At 62.3% G+C, this 16,800-nt stretch carries 18 protein-coding genes; 16 read left to right on the top strand and 2 right to left on the bottom strand.

Annotated features, from left to right (window positions below):
* A partial coding sequence (locus ACXJL8_RS12155; RefSeq protein ID WP_456685037.1) for a VCBS domain-containing protein occupies nt 1-2,272 on the bottom strand: 2,272 nt, incomplete at its 3' end.
* 1,792 nt (nt 2,273-4,064) lie between these two features.
* Here ACXJL8_RS12155 and ACXJL8_RS12150 point away from each other — a divergent pair.
* The 14 genes from ACXJL8_RS12150 to ACXJL8_RS12085 all read left to right on the top strand — a co-directional run bounded on the left by ACXJL8_RS12150 (nt 4,065) and on the right by ACXJL8_RS12085 (nt 14,920).
* Nucleotides 4,065-5,411 (top strand): ABC transporter substrate-binding protein, encoded by a 1,347-nt coding sequence (locus tag ACXJL8_RS12150; RefSeq protein ID WP_456623990.1) that lies wholly within the window; start codon nt 4,065-4,067, stop codon nt 5,409-5,411.
* Nucleotides 5,412-5,499: 88 nt separating this feature from the next.
* Nucleotides 5,500-6,459 carry a carbohydrate ABC transporter permease gene (locus ACXJL8_RS12145; RefSeq protein WP_456685036.1) on the top strand — a complete coding sequence of 320 codons (960 nt, stop codon included), beginning with the start codon at nt 5,500-5,502 and terminating at the stop codon, nt 6,457-6,459.
* Nucleotides 6,456-7,409, top strand: a complete 954-nt coding sequence (locus ACXJL8_RS12140) for a carbohydrate ABC transporter permease (RefSeq protein ID WP_456623988.1) — start codon at nt 6,456-6,458, stop codon at nt 7,407-7,409. Before ACXJL8_RS12145 ends, ACXJL8_RS12140 begins: the two co-directional genes overlap by 4 nt.
* Complete coding sequence (locus tag ACXJL8_RS12135) at nt 7,406-7,618, top strand: hypothetical protein (protein ID WP_456623987.1); 213 nt, start codon at nt 7,406-7,408, stop codon at nt 7,616-7,618. The genes ACXJL8_RS12140 and ACXJL8_RS12135 overlap by 4 nt, the downstream gene beginning before the upstream one ends.
* 6 nt (nt 7,619-7,624) lie before the next feature.
* Entirely contained in the window at nt 7,625-8,722 is a 1,098-nt protein-coding gene (locus tag ACXJL8_RS12130) for an ABC transporter ATP-binding protein (RefSeq protein ID WP_456623986.1), read from the top strand.
* The gene (locus tag ACXJL8_RS12125; RefSeq protein ID WP_456623985.1) at nt 8,715-9,722 is read left to right on the top strand and encodes an ABC transporter ATP-binding protein; all 1,008 of its coding nucleotides are present in this window, start codon (nt 8,715-8,717) and stop codon (nt 9,720-9,722) included. Before ACXJL8_RS12130 ends, ACXJL8_RS12125 begins: the two co-directional genes overlap by 8 nt.
* Complete coding sequence (dhaL, locus tag ACXJL8_RS12120; RefSeq protein ID WP_456623984.1) at nt 9,719-10,333, top strand: dihydroxyacetone kinase subunit DhaL; 615 nt, start codon at nt 9,719-9,721, stop codon at nt 10,331-10,333. The genes ACXJL8_RS12125 and dhaL overlap by 4 nt, the downstream gene beginning before the upstream one ends.
* Complete coding sequence (dhaM, locus tag ACXJL8_RS12115; RefSeq protein ID WP_456623983.1) at nt 10,330-10,731, top strand: dihydroxyacetone kinase phosphoryl donor subunit DhaM; 402 nt, start codon at nt 10,330-10,332, stop codon at nt 10,729-10,731. Before dhaL ends, dhaM begins: the two co-directional genes overlap by 4 nt.
* Complete coding sequence (locus ACXJL8_RS12110) at nt 10,724-11,038, top strand: HPr family phosphocarrier protein (RefSeq protein ID WP_456623982.1); 315 nt, start codon at nt 10,724-10,726, stop codon at nt 11,036-11,038. Before dhaM ends, ACXJL8_RS12110 begins: the two co-directional genes overlap by 8 nt.
* A gap of 5 nt (nt 11,039-11,043) precedes the next feature.
* Nucleotides 11,044-12,642, top strand: a complete 1,599-nt coding sequence (gene ptsP, locus ACXJL8_RS12105; protein ID WP_456623981.1) for a phosphoenolpyruvate--protein phosphotransferase — start codon at nt 11,044-11,046, stop codon at nt 12,640-12,642.
* The gene (locus tag ACXJL8_RS12100; RefSeq protein ID WP_456623980.1) at nt 12,639-13,070 is read left to right on the top strand and encodes a hypothetical protein; all 432 of its coding nucleotides are present in this window, start codon (nt 12,639-12,641) and stop codon (nt 13,068-13,070) included. The genes ptsP and ACXJL8_RS12100 overlap by 4 nt, the downstream gene beginning before the upstream one ends.
* A gap of 41 nt (nt 13,071-13,111) precedes the next feature.
* On the top strand, nt 13,112-14,101 hold the full coding sequence (gene dhaK, locus ACXJL8_RS12095) for a dihydroxyacetone kinase subunit DhaK (protein ID WP_456685035.1): 990 nt from the start codon (nt 13,112-13,114) through the stop codon (nt 14,099-14,101).
* A 183-nt stretch (nt 14,102-14,284) separates the two neighbouring features.
* Nucleotides 14,285-14,428 carry a hypothetical protein gene (locus tag ACXJL8_RS12090; RefSeq protein WP_456623978.1) on the top strand — a complete coding sequence of 48 codons (144 nt, stop codon included), beginning with the start codon at nt 14,285-14,287 and terminating at the stop codon, nt 14,426-14,428.
* Nucleotides 14,429-14,701: 273 nt separating this feature from the next.
* A complete protein-coding gene (locus ACXJL8_RS12085) occupies nt 14,702-14,920 on the top strand; it encodes a hypothetical protein (protein ID WP_456623977.1) in 219 nt (72 codons plus the stop codon).
* A gap of 120 nt (nt 14,921-15,040) precedes the next feature.
* On the opposite strand, the gene ACXJL8_RS12080 is transcribed toward ACXJL8_RS12085, so the two are convergent.
* Nucleotides 15,041-15,232, bottom strand: coding sequence for a hypothetical protein (locus ACXJL8_RS12080; protein WP_456623976.1), 192 nt, complete (start codon nt 15,230-15,232; stop codon nt 15,041-15,043).
* Between the two features lie 176 nt (nt 15,233-15,408).
* Between ACXJL8_RS12080 and ACXJL8_RS12075 the strand changes: the two genes are divergently transcribed.
* Nucleotides 15,409-15,684: a hypothetical protein gene (locus ACXJL8_RS12075; RefSeq protein ID WP_456623975.1), complete on the top strand. Its 276-nt coding sequence runs from the start codon at nt 15,409-15,411 to the stop codon at nt 15,682-15,684.
* A gap of 150 nt (nt 15,685-15,834) precedes the next feature.
* Nucleotides 15,835-16,800: WD40 repeat domain-containing protein (locus ACXJL8_RS12070; RefSeq protein ID WP_456685034.1), on the top strand; the 966-nt coding region annotated here is incomplete at its 3' end.

The following is a 16,800-nucleotide window of genomic DNA, read 5'->3' as shown; positions in this document are numbered from 1 at the left end:
GTGCGGCGCTGGTGATCAGCGGGGCGTCGTTGGTGCCGGTGATGTCGATCGACACGACCTGGGTGGCGAGACCGCCATGATGGTCGTCGACCTGGACGGTAAAACTGTCGGCGAGATGCTCGCCGGCGGCGAGCGCGTCGACCGAGCCGCCGTCGAGCACGGTGTAATGCCAGGTGCCGTCGGGATCGACGGTGGCGGTGCCGTGGGCGGCGGCGACGCTGACCGAGAGCGTGTGGGTGTCGCTGGCATCGACGTCGGAGAAGGTGACCTGGCCGGTGGCGGTCTGGGCTGCGGCCGGCAGGTCATCGCCTTCCGACACGCTGCCGGACTGTGCCGCCGAGGTGATGACCGGGGCGTCATTGGTGCCGGTGATGTCGATCACGACCTGCTGGGTGGCGAGGCCGCCATGATGATCGTCGACCTGGACCGTAAAACTGTCGGCGAGATGCTCGCCGGCGGCGAGCGCATCGACGGCGCCGCCGTCGAGCACGATGTAATGCCAGGTGCCGTCGGGGTCGACGGTGGCGGTGCCGTGGGCGGCGGCGACGCCGACCGAGAGCGTGTGGGTGTCGCTGCTGTCGACGTCGGAGAAGGTGACCTGGCCGGTGGCGGTCTGGGCCGCGGCCGGCAGGTCGTCGCCTTCCGACACATTGCCGGACTGTGCCGCCGAGGTGATGACCGGCGCGTCGTTGGTGCCGGTGATAGTGACCGTCACGGTCTGGACCGCGGTGCCGCCGTGACCATCCGAGATCGTCACGTCGTACTTCTGGGTCAGGGTCTGATCGGCCTGCAGAGAATCCAGCGCGCTGTCGGAGACCGAGAAGCTCCAGCCGATCGAGCCGCCATTGCCGGTATCGTGGTTGGTGGTATTGAGCGTGAAGCTGCCGAGATAGCCGCCGCCCTGCGGCGCAAAGCTCGCAGTATGGCTGTCGAGCGTGTCGACGTCSGTGAACGTCACGGCGCCGGAGGCCGTATGCGGCGTGTTGGCCGCCTCRGCAGCCGACAGATCCGCCGACTCCGTCGCCAGGCCGCCCTGCGCCGACKAGGTGATCACCGGCGCATCGTTGGTGCCGACAATCGTCACCGTCACGGTCTGCACCGCGGTGCCGCCATGACCATCCGAGATCGTCACGTCGTACTTCTGGGTCAGGGTCTGACCGGCCTGCAGAGAATCCAGCGCACTGTCCGAGATCGAGAAGCTCCAGCCGATCGAGCCGCCATTGCCGGTATCGTGGTTGGTGGTATTGAGCGTGAAGCTGCCGAGATAGCCGCCGCCCTGCGGCGCAAACGACGCAATGTGGCTGTCGAGCGTGTCGACGTCCGTGAACGTCACGGCGCCGGAGGCCGTATGCGGCGTATTGGCAATTTCCGCCGCCGACAGATCCGCCCACTCCGTCGCCAGGCCGCTCTGCGCCGACGAGGTGATCACCGGCGCATCGTTGGTCCCGGTAACCGTGATCGTCAGGTTGGCGGTGCTCGAGCCGCCATGATTGTCGGAATTGGTGTAGCTGAAAGTGTCGTAAACCAGCTGCCCTGCCGCTAACGCCTGCACATTGGCCTGGGCGTTGTTGAGCGTATAGGTGTACGTGCCATCGGAGTTGAGGTGCAGCGTGCCGTAGGTGCCGACCACATCAGCACCGACCTTGGCGGCAGAGCCGCTGACGGCCGTGACGCTATGACTGTCGTGCGTGTCGGTGTCGGTATCGTTGGTGAGCACGTTGCCGCTGACTGAATTCGGCGTAGTGTCTTCCTTCACCGCATTTGTGTCGGCCACTGTAACGGGGCCATCGTTGACCCCGGCAATTCTCACCGTGGCGGTAGCCCAGCTCAGCGTCCCGTTGCCAAGCCGGATCGCGTAAATGAATGAGTCCGTGAAGAACTCACCTGCTGCCAGGGTCGCGATTTGAGCGCTCAATGCCGACGCGTCATACCCGACTTTACCGTCCGCCGTGATCCAGATCCTGGCGCCATTCAAACTCGTATCGCTGCTGGTGGCTTCGGCGCGCGCGGTATCCTGGGTCAGCAAATCAGCCGCGCTATAGCCGCTCATGGCGCCGCTGTTGTTGATGCCATTGTCGATGGAGAAGAGGGTCTTGGCATTGCCTCCCAGGTCATTTCCCATGACATCGAAGACAACAGGCTGAAGGTTATCTTCCGTCAGCGAGATGGAGACGCCGGCGGCGGTCACACCGCTCGTAAAGATATCGTCCTTCGCTTGCGGTGTATTGGAGAACGAGGTGGTGCTGCCGCCGCCGGTTGTCTGAGTAGCCATGTCGTCGACCTCAAAGCTCGTAGAATATGAAAGTTAGTTGGAAGCAGCCCGAACGCGGGTGAGCAACGTGACGGGTTCGGCCGACCGTGAAGCAGGCGCCGCAGCCGTCCAGAATCCTGCAGCCGTGTCTTGACGAGGGGATCGCGAAGGCTCGCCGTCGCTCGGCGAGGACAGCGGTTCGACCGGAAGATCCGATGGTCGAGATGAATTCGAATTATCCTTGAGGTGAGAATTCGCTTCGAACCAGCCGGCCGCCAGTAAAGACTTCGAGGTGAATAAAACGCGGCTCACAACACACTCCACTCTGCCGATGCAGAGCAGGTGCAATCGCATTCGAAGAGCAATTCACAGGAGAGCGCCGGTAATGAGCGCCCGTTCAGCGCCTACGCGCTGYCGCCAGAAGAAACTCTGGTCTGTTGTGAAAAGACCCCGACGCCATCAACTCCTGCCCCGTTCATGCTCGGCCACCTGACGACCGCGCACGGCTTATGATTTTCCAGTAACGTTTCTTGTCCTGGTAACGTCCGATCGAATCCGACAACCGCCCGCAGCATAGGGTCGTTCGCGCACATGGATCAGCGTACGAATCCCAATCCGGGTTGGCAGACGCTGTGCGCATCCCCGCGTCGGCGATTCGTTTGAAATGTGAGACGAGCAATCGCGTAGCCCCTGCTTCTCGTAGATCGCAATGCTCGCTAGGAATCCCGGTCGGGGCAACGGCCCAGGAGGGGTACTCCGCCGGGACCACGTAAGACTACGGTCGCGCATGCTGATCGAGGTGCAGCGCACGCCCAGCAGACTGGACCACTAAGGACCCAAAGCGGCGGCCCAACCGGTGCTCAATTGTTCGATCTGCGCAACGCAGCGATGGAGACCGCTTTTCTGCTGCTCTCTGGTCCTCGCGGGCTCCCTCGTGATCATGGCCAACTTGAATGAGAACATGATGGCATATGGCGAGATGATGAATTGGCAAATGCAGCGCTGAACCATATGGACGCTTCGATCGTCTCTGCGCTCGCCGCCCTCACTGGTGCCACTATTGGCGGCCTGACGAGCGGGGTCGCCAATTGGCTGAACCACCGAAGCCAGGTCCGCGCCCAGGTACGCGCAGCGCCTCTCGAGCCGCGTTGCGTTAGGCGACTGCTCTCGCGGCAATCGTGCGACGAACGCCCATTTTCTCTCGGAAAGGCCCGGTGGTGCGACCGGCAAGTCAATGATTATTCTTAACCTGTGGCTGACCCTCAATCAGCGGGTCCCAGGTTCGAGCCCTGGTGCGCCCACCAAGCTACTATTTTCCGCGATTTCGTACACCTAACGGTAGCGGTCGGAACGCGGTGGCGAGAATGAGCTACAGGAAGCGGTGAAAGCCTTTCTCCGACGTCTTACGGCTTGTCGAAGGCCAGCTGGTTAGACTTCAGTACTCGTACCTCGCGGAATCGGCCGTTGGACCGCCGATACTCTGGCGGTACGCCGCAGGCGGCGTCTGGATGGCACGAACGAACGCGCGGCGCATATTAGCCGGGCTGCCGAACCCAACCTTGCGGGAAATTTTCTGGACGGACAGCGCCGAGGCTGCCTGGCGCCTCGGAAGAGCGCGCTTGCAATGTTTAGTATATGGTGGTTCACTAAACAAATCGAGCTTGGCTGAATCCCTAAGAATCCAGGCAGGCACGAGGAAACGTCCGTTTAGTCGTTCAGCCCGTGAAGGACTGTATCGCTCTGCTCGAAGCATTCGAGCGGGTTGGAGAGTCGCGCCATGTCGATGGCCGGCCCCACTGTGAGGGAAAGCGTTATGAAACAGACAGTGAAGGCGCTTCTTACTACTTGCGGAGTTCTCGCATCCGCGCTCGGTGTCGGAGTGGGGACCACGCCTGCGCACGCGCAGGCCAAGACCATCACGCTGTGCTGGGCCGCATGGGACCCCGCCAACGCCCTGGTCGAATTGTCGAAGGACTTCACCGCCAAGACCGGCGTCGGTATGAAGTTCGAATTCGTGCCGTGGACCAACTATGCCGACCGCTTCCTGAACGAGCTCAATTCGCATGGCTCGCTGTGCGATCTTATCATCGGGGATTCGCAATGGATCGGGGGCGCTGCTGAGAACGGTCAGTACGTCAAGCTCAACGATTTCTTCAAGAAAGAAGGAATCAGCATGGACGACTACATGCCCGCGACGGTGGTCGGCTATTCCGAGTGGCCGAAGAACAGCCCGAACTATTGGGCGCTGCCTGCCATGGGCGACGCGGTGGGCTGGACCTATCGCAAGGACTGGTTTGCGCGGCCGGAGATCCAGGCGGATTTCAAGGCCAAATACGGCCGCGATCTCGCCGTGCCGAAGACGCTTGATGAACTGCGCGACATCGCAAAATTCTTCCAGGGCCGCGAGATTGACGGCAAGAAGGTCTATGGCGCTTCGATCTATACCGAGCGTGGCTCGGAAGGCATCACCATGGGCGTTGCGAACTATCTCTATGATTACGGTTTCCAATATCAGGATCCGAAGAAGCCATATTCAATGGACGGGTTCGTCAATTCACCCGGCGCCGTGAAGGGGCTCGAGGCCTACAAAGAGCTCTATAAGTGCTGCACGCCGCCCGGCGCATCCAACTCCTACATGTCCGAAGGCCTCGATGCGTTCAAGTCGGGCCAGGTCGCACTGCAGATGAACTTCTTTGCCTTCTTCCCGGGCCTCTACAAGGATCCAAACGTCGGTGGGGACAAGATCGGCTTCTTCAGCAATCCCGCCGGCCCCGCGACCCAGGCGACGCAGCTCGGCGGGCAGGGCATCTCGGTCGTTTCCTATTCCAAGAACCAAGGCGAGGCACTGCAATATATCAAATGGTTCTCCGGCGGGGACGTGCAGAAGAAGTGGTGGGCGTTGGGCGGCTATTCCTGCGCCAAGTCGGTGTTGAACGATCCGGGCTTCCCGAACAGCGCGCCGTTTGCCGGCGAGTTCTTGAAGTCGATGGGAATGGTCGTCGACTTCTGGGCCGAGCCTTCCTATGCGCAACTCCTGCAAGCCGAACAGAAGCGCGTGCATGACTACGTGGTCGCCGACAAGGGCACCGCGCAGGAAGCGCTCGACGGCCTGGTGAAAGACTGGAAGGCGATCTTCAAGGAAGAAGGCAAGAAGTTCTAGGGCAACTGCCTGGAGCGCGCCCAAACGCGCTCCAGGCTCTCGATGGTGTCACGCAGCCGATGGTCCCGTTGCAGGATCGACCAAAGCCATGAACGATTTGAGTACCTCTTCGCAGATCACTTATCGGGCCGTCCCGATCCRGCAAGGCGTGATCCGTCGTATCCGCGGCCTTTCGGACCAGGCGCTCGCCTGGCTTTTCATCACACCGACGATCGTGCTGCTGCTGGCGATCAATATCTTTCCACTGGTATGGACGATCTACCTGTCCTTTACCAACTACCGCGCCAATCGGCCGAACGCGCCGACGCTATGGCTGGGGACCGATTGGTACCAGTCGATCCTGACCGATCCGGATATCTGGGCGGCGATGCAGGTCACGGCGCATTTCGTGGTTTGGACCGTGCTGATCGAGACCGTGCTCGGATTCGGCCTTGCATTCCTGATCGACAAGAAATTCCGTGGCCATGGCCTGTGGACCACGATCATTCTATTGCCGATGATGCTCTCACCGGCGGTTGTCGGCAATTTCTGGACCTTCCTCTATCAGCCGCAGATCGGGCTGTTCAACTACGTGGTCGCCTTCTTCACGGGGCGCGGCGCTTCGTCGTTCCAGATGCTGGGAGACGTGACCCTCAGTCCCTGGGCCATCGTCATCGTCGACGCCTGGATGTGGACGCCTTACGTGATGCTGATTTGCCTGGCGGGGCTGCGGTCGATCCCGGATTACATCTATGAGGCAGCGGAGGTCGACCGCGCGTCGAATTGGCGGCAGTTCTGGTCGATCACGTTGCCGATGGCTCTGCCGTTCATCATGCTCGCGGTGCTCTTTCGCGGGATCGAGAATTTCAAGATGTTCGACATGGTCAACCTCCTGACCGGGGGAGGGCCGGGCTCGACCACGGAAGTCGCCTCGATCACGCTGAAGCGCGCAGCGTTTGAGAGTTGGCGAACCGGCTATTCCTCGGCCTTCGCGATCATTTTGTTCGTGACGGTATTCGGCCTCGCCAACATTTACGTCAAGGCGCTGAACCGGGTGAAAAACCGATGAGCGCCTCAAACGCCGCCCACTCAGTCGTCGAACCGTCGACCGGCACTCGCCGCTTCGCAGGCCTTCTCGTCATACTCTATGCCATCATCACGATGGTGCCGCTGGTATGGATCGTACTCACCTCGTTCAAGTCGCCTGACGATGCGATCTCCTATCCGCCGAAGGTCCTCTTCAAGCCCTCCCTTGAAGGCTATTGCAATGTCTTCACAACACGCTCGCGTCAGACTCAGGAGTTTATCCAGACGCTAGGTCCACCGCAGGGGCTTTGTGACAACATCGCGCGCAGCCGCAACATGGTTATCGCCGGCCCGTCAAACTACGTGCCGCGCTTCATCAACTCGCTGATCATCGCCTTTGGTTCGACGGTGCTCGCGGTCGCGCTCGGCACGCTCTCGGCCTATGGCTTTTCGCGGTTTCGCGTGCCGCTGAAGGATGACCTCTTGTTCTTCATTCTGTCGACCAGGATGATGCCACCAATTGCGGTCGCGATCCCGATCTACCTGATGTATCGGACCGTCGGGCTGTCGGATACCCGGCTCGGGATGATCCTGCTCTACACCTCGGTTAACGTCTCGCTCGCCGTCTGGCTTCTCAAAGGCTTCATCGACGAAATCCCGCGTGAATACGAAGAAGCGGCAATGATCGATGGCTATACGCGCTTTCAGGCGTTCGTGAAGGTGGTTCTACCGCAGGCGACGACGGGGATCGCGGCGACGGCGATTTTCTGCCTGATTTTTGCGTGGAACGAATACGCCTTTGCTGTGCTTCTGACCTCTGGCAACGCTCAGACTGCGCCCCCATTCATTCCGATCATCATCGGCGAAGGCGGCCAGGATTGGCCGGCCGTAGCTGCCGGTACGACGATCTTTCTTGTGCCGATCGTCGTGTTCACGGTGCTGCTGCGAAAGCATCTTCTGCGCGGTATTACTTTTGGGGCTGTCCGCAAATGAGTCTCGATGTGAACACGTCCATGCCGCGCCATAGCTTGGCGAGCAGAATTTTGCGGCGTGGCCCGCTAGAGGCCGTCGCGACGGCGATCATTGCCGCGGGCGTGGTCATGCTGATGCAGCCGCTTTTTCTGACGCTTTATTCCTGGTCTTTCGCGGTCACTCTCTTTGGGACGGTGATGTTCACGATCGTCTCGAAGGTCCGGGAGTAGCGCACGATGGCACAGATCAGGGTTGAAGCGCTCAACAAATCCTTTGGAGAGTTTCACGCAGTCAAGGGCGCGAGCTTTACGGTGGATGACGGACAGTTCCTTTGTCTTCTTGGGCCTTCCGGGTGCGGCAAGACGACAACGCTGCGGATGATTGCAGGACTGGAATTGCCGACATCCGGCACGATCAGCGTCGACGGTGAGGACGTGACGATGAACCGTGCCTCCGCGCGAGATATCGCCTTCGTCTTCCAGCTATTTGCGCTCTATCCGCACATGAATGTCCGGCGCAATATCGGCTTTCCGCTCAAATGCGAGGGGATTGGAGCTGCGGAGTGCGACCGGCGCGTGGTGGAGGCCGCTCGGATCCTGCGTATCTCCCACCTCCTCGATCGGTCGGTTTCGACCCTCACCGGCGGCGACCGTCAGCGCGTCGCGCTTGGGCGGGCGATCGTCCGCAAGCCGAAGTGTTTCCTGATGGACGAGCCGCTCGGAGCGCTCGATACCGAAATGCGCGAGGCGATGATCCAGGAATTGCGCGCGCTGCATGACCGGCTTGGCGCGACCACCGTTTACGTCACGCATGATCAACTGGAAGCCATGGCGATGGCGGACTTGATCGCCGTGATGAACAACGGTGTGGTCGAGCAGATTGCGAGTCCGCGCGACATTTATGATCGACCAGCCTCGCTCTTCGTCGCGGACTTCATCGGTTCTCCAGCGATGAATTTCCTGCCGTTTCGCGGCAGCCTGCAAGCCGGGGCGCAGGCGATCCGGATCGGGGATCGCGAAGTTGCGATACCCACCGCACGCGAGGCGTTGGTGGAGAGCGACCTTGTCCTGGGCGTCAGACCCGAGCATGTGCGTTTTTCCGATAACGGCATGGTTCGGGGCGAGGTCTATGGGTCGGAATATCTCGGCACGACGCAGATCGTGACCGTGACGACGCCTTACGGTGCTCTGAAGGCCCGCTCGCCGGCCAGCATGCCCTTTCAAATCGGAGCGAATGTCGGGCTCGACTTCCGGCCTGATACGTTGTCGATCTTTGACCAGAAATCGGGCCGCGCAATCCGCACCGCATTGTATGAGGGAGGCGTGCATGGCTGAAGTCGAGATCGGGGCGGTTTCCAAGGCGTTTGGCAAGACCCAAGCCGTTGTGGATCTGTCCCTCACCATTGGGGACGGCGAATTCGTTGCGTTGCTGGGGCCAACGGGCGCAGGCAAGACGACGACGCTGCGTCTCGTCGCCGGGCTCGAGACGCCCGGCAGCGGTTCGGTCCGCATTGACGGACGCGATGTGACCCGCGATGCGCCGGCTGATCGCGACGTCGCTTTCGTATTCCAGCAATATTCGTTGTACCCGCATCTTACCGTGTTCGAGAACATGGCCTTTGCGCTGCGCGCGCCGACCCGCCGCTTACTGGAGGCCGAAATTCGCGCAAAGGTCGAGCAGGTTGCGCGTCTTCTCCATATCGAAACCAAGCTCCACAGCAAGGCGACGCAGTTGTCGGGTGGGCAGATGCAGCGCGTTGCGATTGGCCGTGCCCTGGTGCGCTCGCCCTCGATCTATCTGATGGACGAACCACTTTCTTCGCTGGACGCCAAGCTGCGCGGTGAAATGCGCCTCGAACTCAAGCGCATTCAGACCGATCTCGGCGCGACGATCCTCTACGTCACCCACGATCAGACGGAGGCGATGACCATGGCTTCGCGCATCGGCGTGATGGAGGCCGGGCGACTGATGCAGATCGGTACACCGCGCGAGATCTACGAGAATCCGGTCAACGCCCATGTCGCGGCGCGGCTTGGTCAGCCGATGATCAACCTGCTGCCGGCAACTCTATTTGCCGGCGTTCCGCCCGGCGTTAAGACGATTGGCGCTCGTACCGAGCACCTGGCGATCGCACGCAGCGGCGGGGACGCGTCGGCCACCGTCACGCGGGTCGAACATCTCGGCGACCAGAGCCATGTCCATCTCGATCTCGGCGGCCAACCTGTCGTGACGTTGGCGGACCCTGAGGCGAGGTTGGACGTCGGCGACGTCGTGTCGCTACGCCTTAACAGGCCGCTGTTCTTCGATGCGGCCGGCGGGAGGGTCGCGGCATGAGTCTCGATCGGGTCACCAGGGAAAAGCTGGTGCGGGCGCTTGCGGAATCGGTGATCCAGCACGCCGACGAACTGACCAGCCTCGACCAGGCGATCGGTGACGGAGATCACGGGCTGAACATGAGGCGCGGCTTCGAGGCCGTGCTCGCAAGTTTGCCCGGCCTTGCGGACAAATCGCTGCCAGAAATGCTGAAGTCGATCGGAATGACCCTGGTCATGAAGGTTGGTGGGGCTTCCGGGCCGTTGGTCGGCACTTTCTTCATGGAATTCGGCAAGGCGCTTCCGGAGCAGCCGACGCGTGCAGATCTCGTCGCGGCGACGGACAAGGCGATCAATGCTGTGAAGGCGCGCGGACGCTCGGAGGCGGGACAGAAAACCTTGCTGGATGTCCTGGTGCCCGTGCAAGCGGTATTGGCAGGGGGCGGCGATGCCAGGGCGATTGCGACGGAGGCGGCGCAAGCGGCCGATCGAACGACGCCGATGCTCGCTATTCGTGGCCGAGCTTCTTTTCTCGGTGAACGTTCCGTTGGTCACATGGACCCCGGTTCGCGCTCGGCATCCCTTTTGATCGGCGCGGCAATCAAGGCACTGGAATGCGAGGCAAGGTCATGAACAGTCCGAATTCCGGCAATGTCGGAATCGTCATCGTGTCACATTCCCTCAAGATCGCTGAGGGCGCGGCGGATATGGTGCGCCAGATGGTAGGCAACGCCGTGCCGCTCGCCTGGACAGGCGGCGATGTCGATGGAGGGCTCGGTACGAATGTTGCCGGAATCCTCGAGGCGATCGAGGCAGTGTGGTCGCCGGCAGGTGTGGCTGTGCTGGTCGATCTTGGTGGGGCGGAGACAAATTCTGAGATGGCGGTGGAAATGCTGCCCGAAGATCGGCGGGCGCGCGTCGTCGTCTGTAATGCCCCGGTGGTCGAGGGAGCCGTGATTGCGGCGACCGAGTCTTCGGGTGGTTCGTCGCTTGCAGCCGTCAAGCGTAGCGCGGAGGAATTCTATGCATGATGCCCACGCCAGCCGGGCAGGTGAAACGCCGGTACCGCTGATGGCCTCGGCGGTTCTCGTCAATGCCGTCGGTCTTCATGCGCGGCCGTCGGTCAAGCTCACGCAGTGCGCGAAACGCTTTGCGGCGAAGATCGAACTCGCGCTTGCGCCGGACGGTCCCTGGACGGATGCGAAGAGCCCGGTAAAGGTGATGCGCGTCAAGGCCCCGCAGGGCGCGACGCTGCATTTCCGCGTCACCGGCCCCGATGGCAAGGCAGCGCTTGCTGCCGTACTTGCGCTTGTGAATGACGGTTTCGGCGAGGGCTGATCGCGGTGGCAGAGATCCATCTTATCGGCCGTGCTGCCTCGCCGGGTCTCGCGATCGGGCCGGTCACCATGCTGACTGTGGCCGTGGCCAAGCGGACGGCGAGCGACGATCCCGCGCAGGAGGCGGCGGCACTGCGGGCGGCAATCGAAGGCGCGAGGGCGGAGATCGCCGAGCAGATCAAGACGATTCAGGGGGAGGTCGCCGACATTCTGGAATTCCAGGTCGCCATGCTTGAAGATGATGCGCTGGCGGATGCGGCATATGCGGTCATCTCGGAGGGAATCACTGCCCACCATGCCTGGCGCTTGGCACTCGATATGGAGATCGCTGGCTATCGCGCTGCTGAAGATGAATATTTCCGTGCCCGTGCCGCCGATATCGTCGACATCCGCGACCGCGTGCTCGCGCATCTGAGCGGCGTGGACACGATCTCCAGGATTACCAGTGGCTCGATCGTGGCGGCCGACGACATCACGCCGTCCGCTTTTCTTGCCGCCGACTGGTCGCACGGCGGCGCCATAGCGCTGGCCGGGGGCTCACCTTCCTCGCATGTCGCCATGTTGGCGCGGGCGCGCGGGGCGCCCATGGTCGTCGGGCTCGGTCCGTTTTCGTGGAACGGGCAGCCGCCAGCGTTGGCACTGGTCGATGGCGATGCGGGAAGCGTGATCTTCGATCCCGAGCCGGAGACGCGCCGCCTGTTCGAGCAGCGCATGGCGGTTGCGAACGCTGCGCTGGCCGCCGCCGAGAGCGCCAGCCTTGCGCCTGCCCATACGGCCGATGGCCGGCGGATCGCGGTTCTGCTTAACATTGCCGCCCCTGAAGACCTTGCAGGCCTCGATCCGGCAATCTGCGACGGCATTGGTCTTGTGCGCACCGAATTTCTGTTCGAGTCGTCTCTTGGCCTGCCCGACGAGGACACGCAATATGCAGTCTATCGGCGCATTCTCGACTGGCCCCAGGGAAGGCCGGTGACGATCCGCACCCTCGATGCCGGCGGTGACAAGCCAATCAAGGGCGTGACGATCGATGGTGAGAGCAATCCGTTTCTCGGCCTTCGCGGCATTCGCCTCTCGCTTGCGCGACCGGACGTGTTTCGTACGCAACTGCGGGCGCTGTGCCGTGCGGCCGTCCATGGGGCGCTGAAAGTGATGCTGCCCATGATCGCGGTTCCTTCGGAACTGGACAGTGCGAATGCGTTGCTTGACGCGGAGTTCACGGCCCTCCGGGCGAAAGGCGTGGCCTGTGCCCGCCCGCCGCTCGGCATCATGGTCGAGGTTCCAGCGGCGGCGCTCCGCGCCGAGGATTTTGGCGCTGCGTTCTATTCCATCGGCTCGAACGACTTGACCCAGTACACGATGGCTGCGGCGCGCGACATCGGCGCCGTCGCTGACCTAAATGATACCGGCAATCCGGCGGTGCTTGCGCTGATAGCCCGTACCGTCGAGGCCGGACAAAAGCGTGGCGTCGAAGTCTCGCTCTGCGGCGACGCCGCGGCGGACACGCGACTGACGCCGGCGCTGCTCGCCACCGGGTTGACAACTCTCTCGGTGTCGCCGAATGCCGTCGCACGGCTCAAGGCCGCAATCGCGAGGGTGGGTTCATGACGAACGAAGCAGGCGAGGGCATCCGCGCGCCTGGTGACAGCAACGTCGCGGAATACAAGGCTATCCTGCGGCGGGTACTCGACAATCGGCCATCCGGCACGCGGCTGAAGCTTGCGGCGGCGCTGGGCAAGAATCGCTCCTTCGTGACTCAGATCACCAATCCGGCGTATCTGGTGCCGATCCCGGCGAAGCATGTCGCGATCATTTTCGAAGTCTGCCATTTGTCCGGCGCCGAGCGCGCGGCTTTCCTCGAAGCCTATGGACGCGCCCATCCTGGCCGGCTGCGCTCACCTCACCGCGAAGCGCACACGCGCACCGTCTCGGTGACCGTACCTGACCTCGGCGACGACAAGAAGAACCGCGCGCTCGAACAGCTGATCGTGGATTTCGCCGCGCAACTCGCGCGGTATGCCGAAAGCGTGGGGTGAGCCATTTATTCGAACTGCAGGCCTAGGACGGGAGGACGTTCATGAAAAAGCTGATCAACAGCGCCGATACGGTACTCGAAGAAAGTCTCGACGGCCTCGCGGCCGCGCATGCGGATATCCTGCTGCTCGGCACCGAACGCAAATTCGTGCGCCGCCGCACCTTGAAGCCGGGCAAGGTCGCGCTGATTTCGGGGGGCGGTTCAGGACATGAGCCGCTGCATGCGGGCTTTGTCGGACTGGGTATKCTCGATGCCGCTTGCCCGGGCCAGGTCTTCACCTCGCCGACGCCGGATCAGATGATTGAGGCTGCAGCGGCCGTCGACACCGGCGCGGGCGTGCTTTTCATCGTCAAGAACTACGAAGGCGACGTGATGAATTTCACCATGGCAGCGGAGATGGCCGAGCGAGAAGTTGCGAGCGTAGTGACAAACGACGACGTGGCGGTCGAGAAGTCGACCTACACGACCGGTCGTCGCGGTGTCGCGGGTACGCTGATCGTGGAAAAGATGGTCGGCGCCGCGGCCGAAACCGGAATGTCGCTTGCGGCCCTCAAGGCACTCGGCGATGAAATCAATCGGCGCACACGCTCGATGGGCGTGGCGCTGTTGCCGTGTACCGTGCCGGCGGCGGGGCGGCCCAATTTTACGCTGGCCGACGACGAAATGGAAATGGGGGTTGGTATTCATGGCGAGCCTGGCCGACGCCGGGTACCGCTGGCTTCCGCCGATGCGATTGCTGAGGAACTCGTTGGCGCGATCCTCAAGGACCTTGCGCCGGAGCCGGGCAGTGAAGTTCTGCTTCTCGTTAACGGGTTCGGCGCAACGCCGCTGATCGAACTCTATTTGATGGTCAACAGCGCCAAGCGAATTCTGGAAGGTGCGGGGATCACGGCAGCGCGGTTCCTGACCGGATCCTACGTCACATCCCTCGACATGGCTGGCGTGTCSATCACCGTGTCCGTGCTCGATGGCCAGGCAAAGGAATGGTGGGATGCTCCGGTCCACACGGCTGCGCTGCGCTGGGGCACTTGATCACCTCTCGCGGCTTCGCGCGCCTTACACGTCGCTGAGGCTTGTCCACATGCTCTGATTGTTACTCGATCGGACCGCGGCGGCGATGAATTCCATTCCTTCAATATGGCCCGCCCCGGGGAAGGGGCATGTGCCGTGGGGCCCACCTATAAGGCGCTGAGGGCCGCAAAGTATGATGGTAGGTTGACGATCGAAGCCTTCGGCCGCGCCGTTCCGGCGCTCGCCGCCGCCACCCGCGTGTGGCGCGACTTCTCCTCGAGCGAGGAGGAGGTTTATGAGTTCGGGCTCAAGGGCATGCAGCAAGGCTGGGCCGAGGCCGGGTCCTGAATGTCAAGGTCTACCTCATCGGCACCTGTGACCGCTGACAAAAACCCGCCGGCAACAATTCTCCGTGCCCACGTGCACGCGACATTGCCGCGCTTGAGCACCACCGGCTTGATGTAGGGCACGGGCTACGCTCTCGATCGCGAAGGTCGCAAGCTGGCTGCGAACGCGTGGAACTCCGATCACTGATACGAGAGATGTGAGGTAGCACACATCTGCACCTCGTATCGGGCGCTAATCAGGCCTTCGGCTCACGCTTCAGCCAAGGAGATTGCCATGAAGCGCCTGATGCTTTGCGGACTGATTGCCGTCGCGTCGCTCGTTGCTGCAGCAACCCTGCCGCGATCATACATGTGGCCAACCAGTGGGACCGTTGGGGCGGCTCGACTTGCCGGCATGCAAGCCTCGCAGGCCGGAGCGCAGGCAGACAAACTTCCGGTTCAGGATTTCGAGGATCGTTCGTTGGTGTTTCCACGCGAGACGATGCCACGCTAGCTGAACAATGGAATAAGCCTTTGCTTGCGGGCGGCCAAGCCTTGCCTCGCGAGGAAGGCGGCGGCCGGATCTTTCCGTGGTGGCGCTTCGACGGATTGACCGGCAAGCATCCCTGACCCATCAAGGGCCCATGAAATTGGATGGCGTACCGGATGGGTCGCCGAGCAGTCCCAGAGACCGGAGGGCTGCACTGTGCTGGTCGACTTCCAGGATCGCCAGCAGCAGGGCCAGCACGACCGCGATGAAAATGAGCATCGGTGAGGGCTCTTTGGTCGCCGGATCGTCGGTCGACGACGAAAGCAGTGCGCGCATGCGCGACATCATCAGCAGATACGCTTTGGATCGTATTTGCATGACCGAGGCCCTCGCAGCCTCAAATTCAGTCTAGAACCCGGCGTGCCGTCGTTCAAGCGGGCGCGTCATTGTGCATCATGGAACGGAGCAGATCGTCATTCGTTGAGCTGCATCAAATCGAGCGGGTTTGCCTCATGCGGAAGCTGGTCATCCTTGCAGGCGTGGCGGTGTGGTCCTGCTGTGGGCTGGCGCTCGCGCAAACGGATCAACGCATCGAGAAGCCGGCCACCGTCGGCGCGGGGCGAACTGCTCCCGAGGATAAAGGTCAGTTGCAGCCGCAGGGATGGACCGGCCCGGTCGAAACCCGATCGGGTGGTGCGCCCGCCGAAAGCCCGCAAGGGCAGAGCCCACCCGGCATGCAGGCCGCTCCGGACGGATCGAACAAGACTGTCGTCGCGCCGGACAAATGACGCGTTTGTGCGAAGCACGAATTCAGGCAGAATGAGAAGCGGTTCTGGTTCGTTTGGCGCTGCTTCGGATCGCTGATGAATTGCTCGCGTCTCGTCCCGTTGACCCTCATCGCATTGCTCCTCCTCTCGGTGCAGACAACGCGTGCGCAAATGGCGGGACACGGCGGGCCGGTAAGGACCATTGCCATTTCGGCCGATGGGAAGAGCCTCTTGTCTGGCGGGTTCGACACCGCCGCCATCAGATGGTCGCTCGCAAGCGAAGCCGCGGAACAGGTGTTGCGGTTTCATGCGGGCGCGGTGAACGCGGTTGKCTTCCTCAGCGACCGGCGGATGGTGACCGCCGGCGCGGACGCGCGCATCGCGATCTGGACCGCCGGTCAACAGCAGCCTGACACGGTGTTGCAGGGACATCAGGCGCCTGTCGTCGCATTGGCGATTTCGCCCGACGGTGCGACGGTCGCGTCTGCATCCTGGGATCGCTCGGTGCGGCTCTGGTCACTCATCGACGGTGCGCAGCGCGTGCTGGAAGGTCATTCGCAAAACGTCAACGGCGTTGCTTTCGCGCCCGACGGCAAGTCGCTCGTCAGCGTCGGCTACGATCTCACGCTGCGGATCTGGCAGCTGCCGAGTGCGGCTGTCGAAACGATTGCACTTCCGGCCCCGTTGAATGCCGTCGTCATCGCGGCGGACGGCGAAATCGTCGCCGCGGCGGCCGACGGCAAGCTGCGCATGCTGAGTGCTGAGGGCAAGGATCTTGGCGAGGTCGCCGCCGGCGCTATGCCGATCGTGGCTCTTGCCATCTCCAGCAATGGCGCATTGATCGCGGCCGCGAGCGTGGGTGGCGCGGTCGCGATCATCGATCGCACGACGCGTGCTGTGTTGCGCACGCTGACGGGATCGGGTGGACCGGTCTGGTCGGTTGGATTCCTGCCGGATGGCGAAACCCTGCTGACCGGCGGTGCCGACGGAAAGATCCGGCGCTGGAATGCGCGCACCGGCGAGCCGATCGGCTCGAATCCGCCGGGCTCGCCGGCCGATCCGCTCGCGGCCTATGCCGGCGATCCCGGCGCCGAGGTGTTTCGCGCCTGCGTGGCCTGTCACACGTTGTCGGAGAAG

The sequence above is a fragment of the Bradyrhizobium sp. P5_C11_2 genome (assembly GCF_054049755.1).
The sequence above is the reverse complement of the archived record's forward strand: the minus strand, read 5'-3'. Positions and strand labels throughout refer to the sequence as shown.

Excerpts from the sequence above, each read along its gene's own strand:
- ACXJL8_RS12110 (WP_456623982.1), top strand. The coding sequence starts at position 10,724 with ATGCATGATGCCCACGCCAGCCGGGCAGGTGAAACGCCGGTACCGCTG.
- ACXJL8_RS12150 (WP_456623990.1), top strand. The coding sequence starts at position 4,065 with ATGAAACAGACAGTGAAGGCGCTTCTTACTACTTGCGGAGTTCTCGCA.
- ACXJL8_RS12135 (WP_456623987.1), top strand. The coding sequence starts at position 7,406 with ATGAGTCTCGATGTGAACACGTCCATGCCGCGCCATAGCTTGGCGAGC.
- ACXJL8_RS12130 (WP_456623986.1), top strand. The coding sequence starts at position 7,625 with ATGGCACAGATCAGGGTTGAAGCGCTCAACAAATCCTTTGGAGAGTTT.
- ACXJL8_RS12085 (WP_456623977.1), top strand. The coding sequence starts at position 14,702 with ATGAAGCGCCTGATGCTTTGCGGACTGATTGCCGTCGCGTCGCTCGTT.
- dhaM (WP_456623983.1), top strand. The coding sequence starts at position 10,330 with ATGAACAGTCCGAATTCCGGCAATGTCGGAATCGTCATCGTGTCACAT.
- ACXJL8_RS12100 (WP_456623980.1), top strand. The coding sequence starts at position 12,639 with ATGACGAACGAAGCAGGCGAGGGCATCCGCGCGCCTGGTGACAGCAAC.
- ACXJL8_RS12075 (WP_456623975.1), top strand. The coding sequence starts at position 15,409 with ATGCGGAAGCTGGTCATCCTTGCAGGCGTGGCGGTGTGGTCCTGCTGT.
- ACXJL8_RS12125 (WP_456623985.1), top strand. The coding sequence starts at position 8,715 with ATGGCTGAAGTCGAGATCGGGGCGGTTTCCAAGGCGTTTGGCAAGACC.
- ACXJL8_RS12140 (WP_456623988.1), top strand. The coding sequence starts at position 6,456 with ATGAGCGCCTCAAACGCCGCCCACTCAGTCGTCGAACCGTCGACCGGC.
- dhaL (WP_456623984.1), top strand. The coding sequence starts at position 9,719 with ATGAGTCTCGATCGGGTCACCAGGGAAAAGCTGGTGCGGGCGCTTGCG.
- ACXJL8_RS12080 (WP_456623976.1), bottom strand. The coding sequence starts at position 15,232 with ATGCGCGCACTGCTTTCGTCGTCGACCGACGATCCGGCGACCAAAGAG.